Raw genomic sequence first — 19347 nt, forward strand, 5'->3', positions numbered from 1 at the left:
TAATTGCGTAATGAGATGAGATAAAACACCTAACAAATACCTATAAACAAAAAAGCAAGGTGATTGATAGGTAAAAGCTGGGTATCATGGCAGGGTAATACTGACCAGGGCCGTCGGTCAGTAGCAAACGAGGTAATCAGGAAACATGAGTCAGCACACCGCCAATCAACACAGCAACTCTGCCAAAGTGACTGCCGGTATTTACCAGCAAATACTGGCGCACCACGATATCTACTTCATTGCATTTGATCAGCATGAGCAGGTGATTGCCAGTAACTACCCGGTTGCGACGCTCACACTAAAGCAGCTGGATGATCTCGTTTTCCTGGTCGGCCCGGCCAATATTGCGCAGATCAGATCAGTGCTGTTGCAGCAAACCGATCAATGCCGTTTCTCTGTCGCCAATCTGGCCTTCGAAACGCTGTGTCTGCAAGAGGGTAATGCGCCTGCTGTCTATTGCCTGCAAATTAAAGCTAAGGACGACAATGCAGCCGAGCCTAAACTGTCTGCCATTGAGCAGGATTATAAAATCATCAACGAGCTTGCCAGCTCCCTGAGTTTCCTCACAACAGCGTCAGAAAATCATCTGCCTGAACATTTGCAGCAGGAAGTGCGCGATATCCATTTACCGGAAGTGGAAGCCCGCCTGAAACAGGTGCAGGATCCCGGACTGAAAATGTGCCTGGAGATTGTGAAATCCAATATGGAAAGTCTGCTGAACGATGCGCCGGGGATGAACAGCCGTTTGCTGGAGGTGCTGACCCCGTCAGAACTGCAGGTTGCAGAATTCATTCGAGGCGGGATGTCGAGTAAAGAAATTGCGAGCACCCTGAATGTGGCGCGCAAGACAGTGGAAAACCACAGAAACAGCTTACGCAATAAACTGGGTATAACAAACAGAGGGGTAAATCTCAGGAATTACCTGTTGAGCCTGGAAAAGAAATAATCGTCCCTGATACAGAATTGTCTGTGTCAAACTTCTGACTTAACACCCGTTAGCGGTACGCAGGCGTTTCGGCCACTGAGCCGTACCGGACGACAGCATGACAATCTTCCCTTCCCGTGCTTCACCCGAATGATGGGAAAGCACATTACCCAGTAGCGGTTCTACTTTCATAGGACTGCGCGAAGCCGGAATCATGTCGATTAAACGGGAGAACTCTTCAAATCCCATTGGTTCCAGATGATTTGTTCGAATTTTCATGTTCATTGCGCTTCTACACTCCTTTCCTTGGCGGTCATCATCGCAACAAAATATGACAATAATAAATCTCAATGTGACATTTATGTTAAACGTTAATTCCCTGTAAGAAATTGACATATCCCTCAATAATCTGGACGTACCTCTTGTATCACCACGAGCAAGGTCACAAATATTAAAGATAGGAAACATAATTAAAATCAATATATCACCTGATTGCGACAGCAAAGCCGTAAAGATTAGATGATTATTTTTATGTCTTAAGTCTGTCTTAAGTTTCCCTTTCTAAGGTGTGTATACATACCTTAAGGGGAAATAGGCGATGAATCAGAATAATTCTAACAAATTAACCCTGGTGCATATTGATAAAGATCATCCTTTTCGTGACAAAACAGAATCTTATGTTGCTTCACGCTATGCTTGTGCCTTTCACGCCCGTATCCACACCTTCATGCCCGACTTCCTGGCATTGGTTGATGATCAGAATCAACTCCTGTCAGTATGCGGTTTTCAGTCTGCTGACGCCGGACCGCTGTTTCTGGAGCAGTATCTGGATCTGCCCGCTGACCGCCTGATGTCTGAGCAATTTGGCCTGCCTGTCTCCCGCTGCGAATTGATTGAATTCGGCCAGCTGGCTGCATTTTCTAAAGGAATGTCATCTTTGCACTTCACCCTGATTGCCCGGCACCTGGTTAATCTGGGCTACCACTGGTGCATTTTCACCGCTACCGGGCCACTGCAGGCCATGATGCGCCGGTTCGGGTTAACCCCTCATATACTGGCAGATGCATCAGCCGATCGGATTCCGGACGCTGAAAAAATCTGGGGCACTTATTATTGTCACCAGCCCAGAATATCAGGAGGCAACCTGGCGGCCGGCCTGCAAGCTCTGATGCAGCGCCAGCAGTCGTCACCGCTCGTGCTCAGCCTGCCCCAGGGAGGACAGGCATGAGTAACCTGATCCTTGAGCAGCTGTTTCAGTTTGCGCAAACAGCGCCCCAACAGGCTGCCTTTCAGGGGCGCGATCCGGCTACCGGTGAAACTATCAGCCTCAGTTTCCGTCAACTGGCTGATGAGGTCATACGTGCTGCCGACACCCTTAACCAGCAAGACGTACACTGCCTGGCCCTCAAAGCAGATAACGGGCTGGCCTGGGCGATTGTCGATCTTGCCGCCATGCTCGCCGGAAAAGTGCTGATACCGGTCCCCGTTTTTTTCTCTGATCAACAAATCCGGCACCTGCTCACTGCAGCGCAGGTTGATGCGCTGTGGGGAGACTGGCCGGTCGGTGAGCACGCAGGGTCAATGACGATTGCCGACCTGCCTTTCTATCGGTTGTCTTCTCGCAGCCAGCCCGGCCAGTTACACCGGCAGACCTGTAAAGTCACCTTTACTTCAGGTTCCACCGCCCAGCCCAAAGGGGTATGTCTGAGTCAGCATCATCTGGCAACGACGAGCCAAGCGCTCGCTGAGGCGCTTTCTCCTAAAGTCACCCCCGCAAAGCATCTGGTGATGTTGCCACTTGCCACCTTGCTCGAGAACATCACCGGTCTGTATGTGCCGCTGCTGCTGGGGGCAACTTCGGTGATTTTGCCGGGAGACAATGTTGGCCTGACAGGCTCGAGTGCCTTTGATCCGCTGCGTTTCGCCCAGGCTCTGGCCGAACATCAGCCGGAAAGCCTGGTACTGACGCCGGCCTTACTGATGGCGCTTTGTCAGATTGCCGCTCAACAGCCGGCACTGACCCGGTCGCTGCAATTTGTGGCGGTCGGTGGCGCACGGGTCGCTCCCGCCCTGCTGGCACAGGCGCATGCACTGAACATTCCCGCTTATGAAGGGTATGGTCTGTCAGAGTGTGGTTCTGTGGTCAGCCTCAATCTGCCCGGTACCGACAAGCCCGGAAGCTGCGGTCGTCCCCTTTCCCATACCAAGATCAACGTCACGGCCGAGGGTGACATTCAGGTTACCGGCAACAGCATGCTGGGATATCTGGGGCAAGAGGCAAGCCCAAGCACAATACACACAGGTGACATCGGCTATCTGGATGACGACGGATTTCTCCATATTACCGGTCGGCGCAAGAATCAGCTGATCACCGGCTTTGGCCGCAATGTCTCACCCGAATGGATTGAATCAGAAGCCCAGGCATTTCCCTCGCTGTGTGGCATGGTGGTTATTGGTGACTCACAACTCACACTGAGCGGCATTCTCTTTAGCCAGTCACCGGACTCGGTGCCGCAAGCGGTGCAGGCCCTTAACCAACAACTGCCGGATTATGCCCGAATCGGCAACCTGATCATCACAGACCAGCCACTGGCGAATATCCCGGGCTTGATGACGGCCAATGGCCGCCCCAAACGCGACGCTTTGCATCATTACTTTATACCTGCCTTGCTCACCGCACAGACAGAGACAAGATCCTGGCACAGCAGCCCGGCGTTGCTGTCGCTTTACACAGCCAAAATCTTCACTGATCAGCTTGCGCTCACTCCTTATACCACTAAAGAGGACACCCCTATGAGTTCGGGATTTTTCCAGACCCTGATAACAGAAACCGCAGCGGCCCGCAGCCGTATGGCGGACGCCCCCATTTTTACCGCCTGTCAGCAAGGCACGATTGATACGGCCACATACCTGGCTTTCCTGACTCAGGCCTACCATCACGTTAAGCATACTGTGCCCCTGCTGATGGCCTGTGGCAGCAGATTAAGCGAGGACTATGAATGGCTCCGTCAGGCGATCGGGCATTACATTGAAGAGGAGATGGGCCACCAGGCCTGGATACTGAACGATATCGCAGCCTGCGGGGGGAATCCCGCTCCGGTTCGCGACAACCAGGGACCAGGCAAAGCCGGCCTGCCCATAGAACTGATGGTGGCCTATCTCTATCACCAGATTGATCGCCGTAACCCGATGGGACTGTTTGGCATGGTCTGGGTGCTGGAAGGGACCAGTGTCAGTATCGGCGGTCAGATTGCGCAGCGCATCCAGCAAGTACTCGGCCTGCCTGATAATGCTATGACCTATCTCAAGTCACACAGTGAACTGGATCAGAGTCATATTCAGACCTTCGAAGGTTTAATGAACCGCATTAACGATCCCGCCGATCAACGCGCCATCATAGAGAGTGCCAATACGGTCTACAGCCTTTATGGCCAGATGCTGACCTCACTGCCGATACCCAGGCTGCACTAACCAAACCGAACGATACATTTACCTGCACAGGAGATCTTGCATGGATATCAGAAATAAACGCCTGCTGCTGACCGGCGCTTGCGGGGGAATCGGCGCTGAGATTGCCGCAGTATTGGCCGGCGCCGGAGCCAGCCTGATTCTGGTCGGCCGTAACGAGAGTAAGCTCAGGGCGTTACAGCTTTCACTGACACAGCCTGACTCACACCGGCTGATTGTGGCTGACCTGAGTACACCACAAGGCATTGAGACCATTAATCTCACCTGCCAGCAATGGAAGCAGGCAGGCACGCCCATTCACGGCCTGATCAACAATGCCGGCAGTAATTGCTTTGCCAGTCTGTCGCAACGTGAACCGGCCAGTATCAGCAATGAGATTCATCTGAACCTGACAGTACCGGTGCTCCTTTGCCAGCAGGCACTGAGCTGGATGTCCCGTCCGGCTCTGATCCTCAACATAGGCTCGACGTTTTCGGCTATCGGTTATCCCGGCTACACCACTTACTGTGCCGGCAAAGCCGGGCTGCACAGATTCAGTGAAGCTCTGCACCGGGAGCTGGACGACACCGGAATTAAGGTGCTTTATCTCGCCCCGCGGGCCACGGACACTGCACTGAATTCAACTACAGTGACCGAGCTCAATCAGCAACTGGGCAACCATATTGATGCTCCCCGCTGGGTGGCAAAACAAGTCTTGCACAGCCTTATAAAAGAAACACCCATTCGCTGGCTGGGATGGCCGGAGAAACTCTGGGTTCGGGTAAACCAGATATTCCCCGCGTCGGTAGCCAAGGCTATCCGGAAACAAAGCAGCACCATACGCCAGTACCTCACCAAAGCCGAAGTTATCTGATATTCATGGAGGCATTATGAAAACATTTACCTTTTCACCGGTTACATCCCTGCTGACCTTCGCCTGTATCGTCGGTGCATCCGTCAGTTTCAGCAGCCTGGCTGTCGCGGATGAGCTCAGTGATATCCAGCAACAATGGGCTAAATGCCAGTATGATACCTTTAACAAAGACAACAAAGTGCAGTGCCTCAGTCAGGTGATAGCCAACAATCAGCAAGCCCTGCGCCAGGCGCCAACCCGCTCCGATCTGAAAGTCTGGCTGGCCATCAACAAAAGCAGCCTGGCCGGCGCAAAAGGTGGGCTGAGTGCCCTGCCACTGGTAAAAGAAGCTAAGTCGTTGTTAGAAGATGTGATCCGCACCGATCCTAATGTGCTGGACGGCTCTGCCTATACCAGTCTGGGCACGTTATACTACCAGGTACCGGGCTGGCCGATTGGCTTTGGTGATGACGACAAAGCCGAAGCTATGCTGAAAAAGGCACTGGCAATCAACCCGAACGGTATCGATCCTAATTACTTTTATGGCGATTTTCTGGCTCAGAACGGCCGCCGTGATGATGCCATCAGCTATCTGAAGAAAGCCAGCCAGGCCAAGCCTCGCCCCGGTCGCAAACTGGCCGATACCGGAAGACAGCAGGAAATCCGACAAAAACTGAAGGAGCTGCAATAACCGATGCGCATCTTACTAATCGAAGATGATCTGATGCTGGGTGAATCCATGGTGGCCTCACTGAGCCGCCGTGGCTACACCGTTGACTGGCTGCAGCAAGGCCAGGGAGTTGAACTCGCCCTGAAAACCGAGGACTTCCTGGCGGTTATTTTAGATTTAACCCTGCCCGATATCGACGGTCTTCAGGTATTACGGCAGATTCGGCGCGCGGGCCATCAGCTTCCCGTTATGATTCTCACCGCCCGGGACGGGATTGATGATCGTGTCAAAGGGCTGGACGACGGTGCAGATGATTACCTGGTAAAACCGTTCGCACTGGAAGAATTGCTGGCCCGCTTGCGGGTGATGATACGTCGGCTGTCTGGCAGCTCTGAAACGGAGATTCAGCTGGGCGAGCTGACTCTATCGCTGCTCAACAATGGTGTCAGCTTTCGTGGCAAGCCGGTAAAGCTCACCCGCAATGAATTCAAGATCCTCAGCACTCTGGTCGCGCAGGCCGGCCGGGTGATGAGTAAAGACAAACTCCAGCAGGCCCTGCACGGTTGGGATGACACCGCCAGCGATAACGCAATTGAAGTGCATATTCACAATATCCGGAAAAAACTCGGCAGTGCTGTAATAAAAAATATCCGAGGCGTAGGGTACATCATTGAAAACCGCTGAGAGCAAGCCTGTTCTATCGATCAAAAAGCGGCTGATCACCCTGACAGTAGCGGCGGCAACTGTGCTGATTGCCATTTCATGGAGCCTGATCTTTGCTGAATCTAAACATGAAATAGATGAAATCTTTGATGCCCGGCTGGGGCAATCGGCCAAGCTGCTGGCACTCAGTGCACCGCAACTGCTCAAAATGCCCGCAGAGCAAATGGATCAATTCTATGAAGACTGGTATCGGGGCATCAGCAATCATGCCAGTTTCAGTGACGACGATCCGACCCCTTTCGGTCACCCCTATGAACAGAAGCTGATGTTCCAGCTCTTCGACACCCGGGGCAAGGTTTTGCTGCGCTCTCCCGGTGCACCGTTGCACCCGCTGTCGGCCACCGATAACATTGGCTATCATCCCATTACCTTTGATGATCAGCTTTGGCGAAGCTTTCAGATTCGCCTGCCATTTAACGACACCAACCAAGATGCCGCATTTCTGGTGGTGGCCGAAAAGCAGGCGATCCGCGATGAACTGATTGATGAAATTGCCTTTTCCACCGGCATTCCGCAATTGCTGCTTATTCCGTGTCTGGCGCTGGCCATTATTCTGCTGGTCAACTATGTCATGCTGCCGGTCGGTGAACTGCAGCAAGCCCTTTCACAAAGAACAATCAATAAGTTGCACGCGATCAGGGTGTCGCAGCCCACGGTGGAGCTCAAACCACTCATCGATCAGTTGAATTACCTGCTGTCAGAGCTTGATAAAGCCTGGGTGCGCGAAAAGCGCTTTACCCACACAGCGGCCCATGAGCTGAAAACACCGCTGGCTGTCCTGCGGCTAAACGCAGAAAATGCCCTGTCCAGCGATAATCCGGCCGATCTGCAGAGCGATCTCAGCCATATTCTCAAAGGGATAGACAGGACTGACCGCCTCATTCAGCAGTTACTGATGCTGGCGAGAGTAGAAAGCGGCAACACCTTTTCGTTCAGCCACCTTGACCTGATGGAATGCCTGCGTGAGGTCATTGCTTCACTGGCTCCTTTAGCGTTAAAACAGGAACAAAATCTGTCACTGGATGGCCCGCCCTCGCTCACGATTGAGGCCAATCTGCCGCTGCTGCACAGTCTGTTCAGCAATCTCATCGACAATGCCACCCGCTATGCCGGCGAGCATGCGGACATCAACATCAGTGTTCAGACATCGGACCCTGACCATGTGCTGATTCGTGTCTGTGATTCGGGTCAGCCCATACCAGACGCAATTCGCGAGCGGATGTTTGAGAAATTCTTCCGGGCCAACACAGAACGTGGCGATGGTGCGGGACTGGGCATGTCCATCATCCGCGATATCGCTGAACTGCATGGCGGCACTATTTCACTGGAACCGCAATCTTCGACAGGCAAAAACTGTTTCCAGGTCACCCTCCCGCTCAGAACCGTCCGTATTCAATAGTGGCCTAACCATATAAGCAACCTATCTGGTCTTCGCCGCTATCACCAGCTATCCTCCTGAGTAAAAAACAAAAAATTATACCGACCCAGTTCACACTCACACCTCCTGCGCTAAATTAAACCCTACTCAATTGGAATCAGCTGCCATAATTACTTAGATAGCAAAACGTTTTATCTGGAAGGATTTTATAGCGGACACCCTCATTTATGACTGTCAAAATGGAAGTAAAGAATCTCTACAAAGTGTTTGGCAGTGCCCCGGAAAGGGCGTTCCCATTACTGGAACAGGGGTTAGATAAGGATGCCATTTTTGAGAAAACCGGCCTGACTGTCGGCGTCAAAGATGCCACTCTCACCATTAACCAGGGCGAAATTTTCGTCATCATGGGCCTCTCCGGTTCAGGAAAATCGACCCTGGTTCGCCTGCTTAACCGCCTCATCGAGCCCACCAGCGGTCACGTACTGCTTGATAACAAAGACATCGCCAGTATCTCCGAGGACGAACTGCGTACTGTGCGGCGGAACAATATCAGCATGGTGTTTCAGTCATTTGCCCTCATGCCCCATATGACGGTTATCGACAATACCGCTTTCGGCCTGGATCTCGCGGGGGTCGACAAAGCCACCCGTTACGATACCGCACTCCAGGCACTGGCACGGGTTGGACTGGAAGCTTACGCCGCCTCATACCCTGACGAGTTATCAGGCGGTATGAAGCAAAGGGTCGGCCTGGCAAGAGCCCTGGCTAATGACCCGGACATCCTGTTAATGGATGAGGCTTTTTCTGCCCTTGACCCGCTGATCCGCACCGAAATGCAAGATGAGCTTCTCCGCCTGCAAAGTGATGATAAACGCACTGTGGTTTTTATTTCCCACGACCTTGATGAGGCCATGCGAATTGGCGATCGGATTGCCATTATGCAAAACGGCGAGGTGGTTCAGATTGGCACACCGGATGAAATCCTCCATCACCCGGCGAATGATTATGTGCGGTCTTTCTTTAAAGGCGTGGATGTCACCAATGTCTTTACCGCCAAAGACATCGCCCGCAAACAAGCTGTCACTGTGATCAAAAAAGCCGAAACGGACGGCCCGCGCGCTGCGTTAAAACTGCTCAATGATAATGACAGAGAGTTCGGCATTGTGGTCGATCGCCGCAACCTGTATGTCGGATTAGTGTCGACGGACACCCTGCAAACGGCCAGCAAAGCGGGTCATACCCTGACTCAGGCACTGCTGGGCGATACCATCACTTTTCTGCCTGAAACCCCTGTCGGTGAGCTGATCGGTCAGGTTGCCAATCAGCCTTATGGCGTGCCTGTTGTTGATGAAAACCAGATTTACCATGGTGTTATTACCAAAGCTCGCCTGTTACAGACTCTAGATCGGGAGGCCTGATATGAGCCAGGAAAACAGCCCAGAGTCATCCGCGCCGGTAACGGACAACCCGCCAGCACCCGCCTCACAAGACCCCTGGTCCAGCGCAGATACCAGCAGTACCGACCCCTGGGGCAATCCAGCCACCTCAACGCCCAATTCCGGTTCCGACTGGCTCAATACCCCAGGTTCAGCGCCCGTTGACCCGTCCATCGACTGGATACATCCGTTTCAGGATGCCCTGATCCCGTTCGACCAATGGGTCGAAGACGGCATCAACTGGCTGGTCGCCAATTTCCGGCCAGCGTTTCAGGCGATCAGTGTGCCGATTGATTACATCCTCACCGCCTTCCAGACAACCCTGCAGAGCACGCCGGCACTTTTGATGATTTTTCTGATCATGATTCTGGCCTGGCAGATTGCCGGTCCGCGCATGGGAATTGCCAGTGTGATCTCACTGCTGCTGATAGGGGCGATAGGTGCCTGGGATCAGGCGATGGTCACGCTGGCGCTGGTTCTGACGTCCGTTTTCTTCTGTCTGCTGATCGGGCTACCAACCGGTATCTGGCTGGCCAGGAGTGAAAACGCGGCCAGAATTGTCAGGCCGATTCTTGATGCGATGCAAACAACGCCCGCTTTCGTCTATCTGGTACCCATAGTGATGCTATTTGGTATCGGGAATGTACCAGGCGTGGTCGTAACGATTATCTTTGCCCTGCCTCCGATTATCCGGCTGACTATTTTAGGTATTCGCCAGGTACCTGAGGAACTGATTGAAGCGGCCCACTCTTTCGGCGCGAACCCGAAACAAATGCTCTATAAGGTTCAGCTGCCGCTGGCGATGCCCACCATTATGGCCGGTGTTAACCAAACCCTGATGCTGGCGCTGTCCATGGTGGTGATTGCCTCCATGATAGCCGTTGGCGGGCTGGGCCAGATGGTACTGCGCGGTATCGGCCGTCTCGATATGGGGCTGGCGGCCATTGGCGGACTGGGTATCGTCATTCTGGCCATCCTGCTCGACAGGCTGACACAGGCAATGGGGGCATCCGAGCGCGGCCGATCTTACCGTCACTGGTATGAACACGGCCCTATCGGCTTCATTTATCGCCGGTTCAAAAAAGACAAGGCTCCGCACCTGACAACACATTCACAACCCTGAGGAGAAGACAATGACAAAGTCCTGGAAGTCACTCTCACTGAGCACGGCATTATTTGCCGGTGCCTTTTCTTTCCCTGCGTTGGCCGCAGATTTACCCGGTGAAGGCGTTACCGTACAGCCTGTACAAAGTACAGTGGCGGAAGAAACCTTCCAGACACTTATCGTTAATAAAGCACTGGAAGCACTGGGTTACGATGTCCAACCCACCAAAGAGGTGGACTATAACGTGGGCTACACTTCGATTGCCAATGGCGATGCCACTTTCCTGGCCGTCAACTGGGCGCCGCTGCACAAAGACAAGTTCATCAAATCAGGCGGGGACGATAAATTCTACCGCAAAGGCCATTACATTACCGGAGCCGCTCAGGGCTACCTGATTGATAAAAAAACCGCCGATCAATACGGCATCACCAATATCAGTCAGCTCAAAGATCCCAAGCTGGCCAAGCTGTTTGATGCCAACGGCGACGGCAAAGCGGACATGACAGGCTGTAACCCGGGCTGGGGCTGTGAAGGGGTGATCGAACACCAACTCGATGCGTTCGGCCTGCGCGACACAGTCACCCATAACCAGGGCAACTATGCCGCTATCATTGCCGACACCATCTCCCGCTACCGTAACGGCTCGCCCATTCTGTACTACACCTGGACCCCTTACTGGGTAAGCGGTGTGCTGGTGCCGGGTAAAGATGTGGTATGGCTGGAAGTGCCGTTCTCGTCATTACCGGGCGAGCGGGGTGAAGTCGATACCGCACTGCCTAACGGCAAAAACTACGGCTTTGAAATGAACAGCATGCGCATTGTTGCCAACAAACAGTTTGCTGAAGACAACCCGGCAGCGGCCAAACTGTTTGAAATCATGACACTGGATATCAATGACGTCAGCGCTCAGAATATGCGTATGAGTCAGGGACAAAATTCCCAGAAAGACATAGAAAACCATGTTAACGGCTGGATCCAGTCGCACCAGCAACAGTTTAACAGCTGGATTAGTCAGGCAAAAAAAGCCGCTGAAGATGCATCTTAACAGCTGATATCCACTACTACTCTCATAATATGTTTGCCAGGCCAGCCTGTTTGCTGGCCTGATGAAATCTGAATTAAACCTGAAAGATAAAAACCCTACAATTGCCAAGCTTATTTGTTAGCTATAATCTTGAGATCATGGTTAAAAATTGACGGTAAATATATGTTCTTGGATTATTTTGCATTGGGACTGCTTATTTTTGTAGCCCTTGTTATGTTTTACGGCATCATAGCGATTCACGATATTCCTTACGAGATTGCCAAAGAGCGAGAACATCCCCACCAGGATGCCATTCACTATGCGGGCTGGGTAAGTTTATTCACCTTGCATGCTCTGTGGCCATTTTTATGGATCTGGGCCACCCTGTGGCGTAAAGAAAGAGGCTGGGGGTTCAAACAGGTTCATGATGAACAAGTCTTACTGCAGGCCCAGTTAACCAAAATGGAAATGCAACTCCAGCTACTGCAATCTGAACTCTCCGCATTAAAACAACAACGCCAGCCTGTGAATAACAGCCATGATAACGATGAGGGTAATCAATAATGGAAACGTTACTGGTACTCTCCTACGCTGCCATCTGTATTTTTATCTTTAAAGTTTTCCGGATACCGTTAAATAAATGGACTGTGCCTACTGCCGTACTTGGCGGAATTGTTCTTGTCGGTGCTTTGGTCCTGTTCATGAACTACAACCACCCACACACCAGCCTGGGCGGTGAATATTTCATCTCCACCCCTATCATGCCGAATGTGCGCGGCAAGGTGATTGAAGTCCCTGTCACCCCGAACTCCCCGCTCAAGCAAGGTGATGTACTGTTCAAAATTGATCCCACGCCTTTCCAGGCGGAAGTTGACCGGCTGGAAGCCCAGCTGGCTGAAACCAGACAAAACGTACTCGGACAGGAAGCCAGCTACAAGGCCGCGATGGCAACCCGCATCAAAGCGCAGGCAGAACGCGATCGCACCTATCAGCAGTACCAGCGTTATGCCACAGGTTATAAACGCGGCGCCTTCACCAAAGCCGATGTTGATAACCGTGAGCAATTCTACCGCAGCGCCGAAGCCGCACTGGAAGCGGCGCAAGCTGATGAGCGCCGGGCAAAACTGGCTTATGAGTCTAATATCAATGGCGAGAACACGGCTGTGGCTCAAATCCAGGCGCAGTTGGTCAAAGCCCGATTTAATCTGGATTCAACTGTCGTCCGGGCGCCTACCGATGGCTTTGTCACTCAGGTGCTGCTGCGCCCTGGCATGATGGCGGTACCACTGCCGCTGCGTCCGGTGATGACCTTTATCAACACCAACGATGACTTCATCATAGGTGCGTTTCGTCAGAACTCGCTGCTGCGCCTAAAGCCCGGCTATGAAGCCGATATCATTTTCCGTGCCATACCGGGGAAAACCTTCAAAGCCGAAATTATCGACGTCTTACCCGCGATTGGTGAAGGCCAGGCGCAGGCACAAGGCACGCTGATTGGCACCGATATGTTAATGCGCCAGGGCCGGCCGCTGGTCAGGTTCAGGATGCTTGACGATCTCAGTGAGTACCAGTTGCCTTTAGGGGCCAATATGGAAATTGCCGTGTATTCAGATCACGCGCACCATCTGGCGGTGATGCGTAAAATATTGATCCGCATGAAGAGCTGGCAGAACTTCCTGTATCTGGATCATTAATCCCTTCCCGGCATGCCTGCCATGCGCAGGCATGCTTCACTCTTGCGCCTTGACTGCCGTCTGAATCTGGGGCTGGGTCACTATCTGCCGCACGCAATCCAGGATCAGAAAGAAAACTGCAATCCAGATGAAGATATAGGTCGGCCACTCTCCTTCGGCAATGCTTTCCCCCAGCAGCAAAGACACCACCACCAGCAATACAGGCTCCACGTAGCTCAATAATCCGAACAGGCTGAAACTCAGCAGTCTGCTCGCCACAATGTAGCTGCCGACCGCAAAAGCACTGATAATGCCCAGCCCCGTAATGAGCCAGCTGAGGTGAGGATGCAAAGCAAAAACGCTCAGGCTTTCATGCTCGACAAATAACCACCAGATGGCCGGCGGGATCATGATAGCCATATCAAACCACAGGCCGCCCAGACTGTCTGTGCCGAGTTTACGCCGCAGCATAAAATAGCCGGGGTATCCTATCGCCACCACCAGTGTTTCCCAGTACAGACCTCCCGAAAGCCAAAGCTTGTGGGCAACGCCGACCGCCGCAAAGGCCACCGCGATTTTTTGCAGCCCGCTCAGTCTGTCCTGATAAACCAAACGGCCCAGCACTACCATCACCAGCGGCATCATGAAATAGCCCAGAGAAACCGGCAGCGCACGGCCGTTGATCGGCGCCCACATGAACAGCCAGAACTGGACGCCCAGTAACAATGCCGACAAAGGCAACCCCAGCCATAGCAGGGGACGCTGACGGACTGCAGACACAATGGCCATCACTTGCGGCCATGCTTTACTGAGCAGCAGAAAAGCAGTGAGAAACGGTAAGGTCATTAACAGCCGCCAGCTAAAGATGGCTTCGCCATTGAGCGGTGCCAGCAGGGTCGAGTAGTAATACAGCGCCCCGAACAGACACGACGACATCACTGACAGAAAAACGCCTTTACCCACATTACACCCCTGACATCCGATCCATTTGGCGACAAGCTTAAACGCACAGGATGATATCAGCCCGCTGTCGCCAATGGCGATGTAAATTTCCGTCAGGGATGCAGGACGTTATGAAGATGGGATCCGGGTCAGTCCAGCGTTTTCTTAAATCGCCAGGAAGCTAACAGCAACCCGAGCACAGTAAAACCCAGCAGCCAGAGTGCATCTTTCCACAGCACTGCCACATCGGCGCCGCGCAGCACTATGCCCCGTATCATGCGCATAAAATGGGTCGCAGGCAGGACTTCTGCAATCCATTGGGCCACCACAGGCATACCTTCATACGGGAACATAAAACCGGACAGCAAGATGGAAGGTAACAGAATAAACACCGTCATCTGCATGGCTTGCAGCTGAGTCTGTGCAATTGTCGAGATCACCAGCCCCAGGGTCAGGCTGGCAGCAATAAACAGCAGAGTGCCGAACAGAATCTGGCTGATCGGGCCATTAATGGGCACCGCAAAAATGTAATGGCCCAACCCCAGAATAATCACCACCTGAATCAGACCAATGGCGATATAAGGCGCGATCTTTGCCAGCATCAGTTCAAGGGAATGCACCGGGGTGGTGATCAACAACTCCAGATTGCCCCTTTCCCGCTCGCGGACTATCGCCGCAGAGGTGAACAGTATCATGGTCATGGTGAGTATGACGCCGAGCAAACCCGGCACAATATTGACCGCCGTTCGCCGCTCCGGGTTAAAGTACAGCGCAACTTCAAAGGTCGGCGTCATCACACTCGACTGCTGCGCTTTGTAATCCGAGACCAGATTATCAACCGGCATATTCTGTAATTGCAGCAAGGCGGAGCTGACCATAGTATCAGAGCCGTCCACCAGCCATTGCCCGGCTTTTCTGTGCTGTGCCAGCCGCTGGTCCAGATCCCTTGGCAGAACCAGCACACCCCGTACGGTCCCGGCAGTAATGGCTTGCTCGCCTTCCCTGGGGGTGGCGTAGGTAGCCACCACGGTGACCACCTGAGTGGCTTTCACCGCTTCGGTAATGATCCGGCCATACTGAGACTGGCTCTGATCCACAATCGCCACGGGAATATTGCGTACATCCGTATTGATGGCAAAGCCAAACAACAATAGCTGTATCAGCGGGATCATCACTACCATGCCGAAGGTAATTCTGTCGCGGGACAGCTGGCGAAACTCTTTCATCAGAATCGCTTTCATTCTGATCAGGCTGGACGATACGGCATTCATCATTTGCTCCCTGTGCTGGTGACAAAAACGTCTTCCAGACTGGGACGAACCACATCCAGCTCGGCCTGAGCCAGTGCCGGTAGCTGACGTTTCAGCCAGGCCACTGGGTCAGATTCTTCGGCACGCACCAAAACACGCAGACGAATACCTAACTGCGCGGCAGACACCACGGCCGGTATAACCAGCAACCTCTCTTTGATCTGCCTGAGTCCCGGCGCTTTGATTTCAACCACACTGACCCCCATCTGCTTCATCAGGGTATCAGGCGGGCCGTCGGCTTTGATTTCACCGGCTTCCATAATCGCCAGCCCATGGCAGCGCTCGGCTTCATCCATGTAATGGGTGGTCACCAGAATGGTGGTGCCTGAGTCAGACAAATCAAAAAGCTGCTCCCAGAAATCACGCCGCGACTGGGGATCCACCGCCGAGGTCGGTTCGTCCAGAAACAGTAAATCGGGTTTGTGCATCACAGCCGCCGCCAGGGCGAGCCGCTGTTTCTGCCCGCCGCTCATGCTGCCAACCCGTTGTTTCATCAGTTCATTAAGGTTATAAATGCTGCCGAGCTCTGCCACCCTGGGTTTCAGCTCCCGGCCTGGCAAACCATAAATCTGGCCGATAAAGTGCAGGTTTTCTCTGACTGATAAATCTTCATACAAGGAAAACTTCTGCGTCATGTAGCCAATTTTCATCCGCAGTGCTTCCGCCTGTTCGGGAATGCGCAGGCCAAGCACTTCAATCTCTCCCTCACTGGGGCTCAGCAATCCGGTTAACATACGCAGCGTGGTGGATTTACCGCAGCCATTCGGCCCCAGAAAGCCGTAGATGTGGCCCCTGGGGACTTGCAGGTTCAGCTTGTTCACTGCGGTGAAATCGCCGAACCGCCGCGTCAGGCCAGTGGCCTTGATTGCCAGCTCACTCAAGGGGCATCTCCACCTGAACCGGTACGCCGGAAGGCAAAGACCCGGCATCCGACAAATCGAACTCGGCCAGGTAAACCAGCCGCGCCCTGTCATCTTCATTCAGTGCGTAATAAGGGGTAAAGGCCGGCTCAGTCGCTATCCAGCGCAAAGTGCCTTCAAATGGTTCTGAAACGCCATCGACATACACCTTTGCCACACTGCCCGGCTGCAAGGCAACCCGGTAAGGCTCAGGGACATACACTCTGGCGTAAGGCTGGCTGCTGGCCTGAATGACAGCGACAACGGCGCTCATGGGCACTCGCTCGCCCAGGTTATACGGCAGGCTGTCCAAAATGCCGTCGCGGGTCGCCACCACAGTCAAATCATTAAAAATCTGCTGCTGCAGAGCCACATTGGCTGTTGCCGCTTCCAGCGCCGCCTGCGCCTGCTGAATATCTTCAATTCTTTCGCCCCGGGTCAGCTTGGTGAAATTCTCCCGCGCCTCGGCCACCTGAGCCCTGGCACTGTCACGCTCGGCTTTTGCGGTATCCCGCTCGGCCACGCTGATCAGTTTCTGCCGCACCAGGCTCTCTCGGCGCAGATAGGTTTTTTCCGCATCGGTCAAACGGGCATTCGCCTGTTCAAGCTGCGCCTTAGCCGCGGCAATATCTTCCACCCGCTCGCCGTTAGTGAGCCGGAGCAGATACGCCGCCGCTCTGGCCTGCTCGGCTTTCACCTGCGCCAGGGTAGCGCCTTGCCGTGTAGTATCCAGCCGGACCAGCACTTCTCCGGCTTGCACTGGCTGACCTTCGGCTACCGGCATATCGCGGATAATTTCATTCGCCGTCGCCGTCAACGTAATGCGATCGCGCTCCAGAGTGCCCAGTGCCAGTGAAGACGGACGGTTGTCGCACCCGACCAGTAACAAGAGAGTCAGCACCATAAATTGCAATGACCCGGCAGATTTCATTTAACGCCACTCCAAAACTGACTGTAAGCTAAACCTAGCTAAGATGAGGTAAAATTCAATGCGTTAGCGCAAGCATGCCGTAATTTATTGCTCATTACTGCTGCGTGTTTCTCACTTCACAACAGATGTGGAATATGCGCAAAAGGCATTGATCACGATCCAATACTGACAGCCAGCTCATCACTCCCCCTTGTACTGCCAACAAAAGCCATTAGAATGACGCGCAATGAAAAGCACTTCATTATCAAGTAAAAGCAAAATTTTTCTCTGACTTTTAAGGGAGTACCATGTCACTGTTGGGATATTTGCGCTGGATGACCTTTTCTCTTTTCCTTTTCACCAGCCCCACAGCTTTTTCCACTACCATCACCGACAGTCTTGGGAACCCGTTTACCCTGGACACTCCACCTCAACGCATTGTCACGCTGGAATACGCCTTCGCTGATGCCCTGGCCGCCATTGATATCAGCCCTGTGGGTATTGCCGATGATAATGATCCGCTCAATCTGCACCCTGCGGTATTGGCGAAACTGGAGGGATGGGTATCGGTTGGTGACAGAGCGACCCCCGATCTTGAACAGATCGCGGCGCTGAAACCGGATTTGATTATCGCCGATGTGAACCGGCATCAGGCGATGTATGCCGCACTCAGCCAGATAGCCCCGACCGTACTGCTGGCATCCCGCGGTGAAACCTATCAGGAGAACCTTGACGTTACCCTGAAGATTGGCGATATCGCAGGCCATCCGGAGCTCATGCAGGCACGGCTCCTGCAACACAAAAACATTATGCAGGGCGCGGCGGACGCGCTCAGCCGCTTTCACGGCCACAGCGTGCTTTTCGCTGTGGCATCCGAAAATGGCTTATATGCTTATTCCGGGGCCGCCTACCCTGGCGGCGTATTGAAAGCCCTCAAACTGACGGTGCCCGAGAAAGTCGGCGAAGAAGACAGAGCGCTGAGACAGCTGACTTTTGACGATATCGCCAGCATGGATCCCGATATTCTGCTTTCCGGCAACATGGCGCCTGACAGTATTCTTGCTCAGTGGCAGCAGCAGCCAGCCTGGCAAACGCTGAAGGCCGTGTCCAGCGGGCAGCTCATTGGTGTCGACGGCAATCACTGGGCCAACTGCCGCGGCATGCTGGCTTCTGAAGCCATGGCAGACACTCTGCAGCACGCCTTGGCGGTGACGCCAGCGCCGCCATCCGAAGTCTTACCAAGTGAGCGGGATCTCGGCATAGAGCCGGAATAAGACATTCTCGTCCCAGGGCAGGATCGGCGCTTTACCCTGGACACGGTAAGGCGCCAGATTATAGCGGGTGTATGACACCGACACATTCAGGCTGTTCATAACGGGATGAACAACCGGATAGTGGATCGCCAGAAAGAGTTGATTTTCCAGCCAGTTATCCTGATCACATCACTGCTGCCAGTCCCCGCCCAGCTGAGTGCCGTCTTATGCCCGATACCTGTCATTAGCCTGCATACCAGCGACACAATATTGACAGTGCAGAGGCTTACTGGCGATTCGGTCGTTGCAATAGTTAGCCATAGGGGAAATACCCGTTATCAGGGAAAATACCAGGCATCAGATAAATAGCGGCAGAAGAAAACAGCCATTAGCACGTAGCACGACGTTAATTTCTGGTAATTTTTGCCTCCGCCTCATGACACACAGATTTAAATCACTATTTTCATTTCCCAGCAATATATTAGTTTCCGCTAAAACAGAATCAATAAAACCATTCAGCCATTGTTAATGGCAGCGTATCTTAAACCAATACCTTAAACCAATACCAAACACCTTTCGTTAGCATTCATACAAGATATCAACTGACGTTTCATTTGACTCATTTTCTTCATATTAACGGCATTCAGATAAAAATTATGCGCGAACGAAAATTAGATAGACTTTATTTTTTCATTTTGATAATTTCAATGACAGAATAAAAAACAGCGCTCAATACGCTGCAGCATCAACAAAGTAAAATAGAAACTCCTTTATTAGAGCAGGCAAATATACAGTTCCG

At 52.9% G+C, this 19347-nt stretch carries 18 protein-coding genes and 1 pseudogene; 14 read left to right on the plus strand and 5 right to left on the minus strand.

Translation table 11 applies throughout. The features are described 5' to 3' along the window. The first annotated feature begins 145 nt into the window (after window positions 1–145). Window positions 146–946: a response regulator transcription factor gene (locus H511_RS0112975; RefSeq protein WP_051288147.1), complete on the plus strand. Its 801-nt coding sequence runs from the start codon at window positions 146–148 to the stop codon at window positions 944–946. A gap of 39 nt (window positions 947–985) precedes the next feature. Here H511_RS0112975 and H511_RS0112980 read toward each other — a convergent pair whose 3' ends face one another. Next, window positions 986–1204, minus strand: a complete 219-nt coding sequence (locus H511_RS0112980; RefSeq protein WP_155804866.1) for a hypothetical protein — start codon at window positions 1202–1204, stop codon at window positions 986–988. A gap of 319 nt (window positions 1205–1523) precedes the next feature. On the opposite strand from H511_RS0112980, the gene H511_RS23375 reads away from it, so the two are divergent. The 12 genes and pseudogenes from H511_RS23375 to H511_RS0113035 all read left to right on the plus strand — a co-directional run bounded on the left by H511_RS23375 (window position 1524) and on the right by H511_RS0113035 (window position 13255). Next, on the plus strand, window positions 1524–2153 hold the full coding sequence (locus H511_RS23375; RefSeq protein ID WP_051288149.1) for a thermostable hemolysin: 630 nt from the start codon (window positions 1524–1526) through the stop codon (window positions 2151–2153). Then, a pseudogene (locus H511_RS25045) lies at window positions 2150–3136 on the plus strand (AMP-binding protein); the annotation flags it as partial. The gene H511_RS23375 and the pseudogene H511_RS25045, both read left to right, overlap by 4 nt. 582 nt (window positions 3137–3718) lie before the next feature. Then, window positions 3719–4396, plus strand: a complete 678-nt coding sequence (locus H511_RS25050) for an iron-containing redox enzyme family protein (protein ID WP_237582962.1) — start codon at window positions 3719–3721, stop codon at window positions 4394–4396. Window positions 4397–4436: 40 nt separating this feature from the next. Further along, window positions 4437–5246: an SDR family oxidoreductase gene (locus H511_RS0112995; protein ID WP_027252683.1), complete on the plus strand. Its 810-nt coding sequence runs from the start codon at window positions 4437–4439 to the stop codon at window positions 5244–5246. A 16-nt stretch (window positions 5247–5262) separates the two neighbouring features. Beyond that, on the plus strand, window positions 5263–5916 hold the full coding sequence (locus tag H511_RS0113000) for a tetratricopeptide repeat protein (RefSeq protein ID WP_051288151.1): 654 nt from the start codon (window positions 5263–5265) through the stop codon (window positions 5914–5916). 3 nt (window positions 5917–5919) lie between these two features. After that, complete coding sequence (locus H511_RS0113005; protein ID WP_027252685.1) at window positions 5920–6579, plus strand: response regulator; 660 nt, start codon at window positions 5920–5922, stop codon at window positions 6577–6579. Continuing rightward, window positions 6566–8017, plus strand: coding sequence for a sensor histidine kinase (locus H511_RS0113010; protein WP_027252686.1), 1452 nt, complete (start codon window positions 6566–6568; stop codon window positions 8015–8017). Before H511_RS0113005 ends, H511_RS0113010 begins: the two co-directional genes overlap by 14 nt. Window positions 8018–8223: 206 nt before the next feature. Next, complete coding sequence (proV, locus tag H511_RS0113015; protein ID WP_027252687.1) at window positions 8224–9414, plus strand: glycine betaine/L-proline ABC transporter ATP-binding protein ProV; 1191 nt, start codon at window positions 8224–8226, stop codon at window positions 9412–9414. A 1-nt stretch (window position 9415) separates the two neighbouring features. Beyond that, window positions 9416–10555, plus strand: coding sequence for a glycine betaine/L-proline ABC transporter permease ProW (gene proW, locus H511_RS0113020; RefSeq protein ID WP_027252688.1), 1140 nt, complete (start codon window positions 9416–9418; stop codon window positions 10553–10555). Between the two features lie 10 nt (window positions 10556–10565). Further along, window positions 10566–11582: a glycine betaine/L-proline ABC transporter substrate-binding protein ProX gene (proX, locus tag H511_RS0113025; RefSeq protein ID WP_027252689.1), complete on the plus strand. Its 1017-nt coding sequence runs from the start codon at window positions 10566–10568 to the stop codon at window positions 11580–11582. 162 nt (window positions 11583–11744) lie between these two features. Then, window positions 11745–12125: a DUF3302 domain-containing protein gene (locus H511_RS0113030; RefSeq protein WP_027252690.1), complete on the plus strand. Its 381-nt coding sequence runs from the start codon at window positions 11745–11747 to the stop codon at window positions 12123–12125. Further along, window positions 12125–13255, plus strand: a complete 1131-nt coding sequence (locus tag H511_RS0113035) for an HlyD family secretion protein (protein WP_027252691.1) — start codon at window positions 12125–12127, stop codon at window positions 13253–13255. Before H511_RS0113030 ends, H511_RS0113035 begins: the two co-directional genes overlap by 1 nt. A gap of 36 nt (window positions 13256–13291) precedes the next feature. On the opposite strand, the gene rarD is transcribed toward H511_RS0113035, so the two are convergent. The 4 genes from rarD to H511_RS0113055 all read right to left on the minus strand — a co-directional run bounded on the left by rarD (window position 13292) and on the right by H511_RS0113055 (window position 17316). Next, window positions 13292–14197, minus strand: coding sequence for an EamA family transporter RarD (gene rarD / locus H511_RS0113040; RefSeq protein ID WP_027252692.1), 906 nt, complete (start codon window positions 14195–14197; stop codon window positions 13292–13294). Window positions 14198–14325: 128 nt separating this feature from the next. Continuing rightward, entirely contained in the window at window positions 14326–15447 is a 1122-nt protein-coding gene (locus tag H511_RS0113045; protein ID WP_036759514.1) for an ABC transporter permease, read from the minus strand. Beyond that, a complete protein-coding gene (locus H511_RS0113050; protein ID WP_027252694.1) occupies window positions 15447–16367 on the minus strand; it encodes an ABC transporter ATP-binding protein in 921 nt (306 codons plus the stop codon). The genes H511_RS0113045 and H511_RS0113050 overlap by 1 nt, the downstream gene beginning before the upstream one ends. Beyond that, window positions 16360–17316 (minus strand): HlyD family secretion protein, encoded by a 957-nt coding sequence (locus tag H511_RS0113055; protein WP_027252695.1) that lies wholly within the window; start codon window positions 17314–17316, stop codon window positions 16360–16362. The genes H511_RS0113050 and H511_RS0113055 overlap by 8 nt, the downstream gene beginning before the upstream one ends. A gap of 287 nt (window positions 17317–17603) precedes the next feature. Between H511_RS0113055 and H511_RS23380 the strand changes: the two genes are divergently transcribed. Then, complete coding sequence (locus tag H511_RS23380) at window positions 17604–18569, plus strand: ABC transporter substrate-binding protein (protein WP_237582960.1); 966 nt, start codon at window positions 17604–17606, stop codon at window positions 18567–18569. The last annotated feature ends 778 nt before the right edge of the window (window positions 18570–19347 follow it).

The sequence above is a fragment of the Photobacterium halotolerans DSM 18316 genome, from assembly GCF_000425165.1.
Lineage (GTDB): Bacteria > Pseudomonadota > Gammaproteobacteria > Enterobacterales > Vibrionaceae > Photobacterium > Photobacterium halotolerans.

What these genes read in the sequence shown, in the direction of transcription:
- H511_RS0112995 (WP_027252683.1), top strand. Translation starts at nt 4,437, where the DNA reads ATGGATATCAGAAATAAACGCCTGCTGCTGACCGGCGCTTGCGGGGGA.
- H511_RS0113030 (WP_027252690.1), top strand. Translation starts at nt 11,745, where the DNA reads ATGTTCTTGGATTATTTTGCATTGGGACTGCTTATTTTTGTAGCCCTT.
- H511_RS0113045 (WP_036759514.1), bottom strand. Translation starts at nt 15,447, where the DNA reads ATGAATGCCGTATCGTCCAGCCTGATCAGAATGAAAGCGATTCTGATG.
- H511_RS0113035 (WP_027252691.1), top strand. Translation starts at nt 12,125, where the DNA reads ATGGAAACGTTACTGGTACTCTCCTACGCTGCCATCTGTATTTTTATC.
- H511_RS23380 (WP_237582960.1), top strand. Translation starts at nt 17,604, where the DNA reads ATGTCACTGTTGGGATATTTGCGCTGGATGACCTTTTCTCTTTTCCTT.
- H511_RS0112980 (WP_155804866.1), bottom strand. Translation starts at nt 1,204, where the DNA reads ATGAAAATTCGAACAAATCATCTGGAACCAATGGGATTTGAAGAGTTC.
- proV (WP_027252687.1), top strand. Translation starts at nt 8,224, where the DNA reads ATGACTGTCAAAATGGAAGTAAAGAATCTCTACAAAGTGTTTGGCAGT.
- H511_RS0113055 (WP_027252695.1), bottom strand. Translation starts at nt 17,316, where the DNA reads ATGAAATCTGCCGGGTCATTGCAATTTATGGTGCTGACTCTCTTGTTA.
- H511_RS0113000 (WP_051288151.1), top strand. Translation starts at nt 5,263, where the DNA reads ATGAAAACATTTACCTTTTCACCGGTTACATCCCTGCTGACCTTCGCC.
- H511_RS0112975 (WP_051288147.1), top strand. Translation starts at nt 146, where the DNA reads ATGAGTCAGCACACCGCCAATCAACACAGCAACTCTGCCAAAGTGACT.
- proW (WP_027252688.1), top strand. Translation starts at nt 9,416, where the DNA reads ATGAGCCAGGAAAACAGCCCAGAGTCATCCGCGCCGGTAACGGACAAC.
- H511_RS0113005 (WP_027252685.1), top strand. Translation starts at nt 5,920, where the DNA reads ATGCGCATCTTACTAATCGAAGATGATCTGATGCTGGGTGAATCCATG.
- proX (WP_027252689.1), top strand. Translation starts at nt 10,566, where the DNA reads ATGACAAAGTCCTGGAAGTCACTCTCACTGAGCACGGCATTATTTGCC.
- H511_RS25050 (WP_237582962.1), top strand. Translation starts at nt 3,719, where the DNA reads ATGAGTTCGGGATTTTTCCAGACCCTGATAACAGAAACCGCAGCGGCC.
- H511_RS23375 (WP_051288149.1), top strand. Translation starts at nt 1,524, where the DNA reads ATGAATCAGAATAATTCTAACAAATTAACCCTGGTGCATATTGATAAA.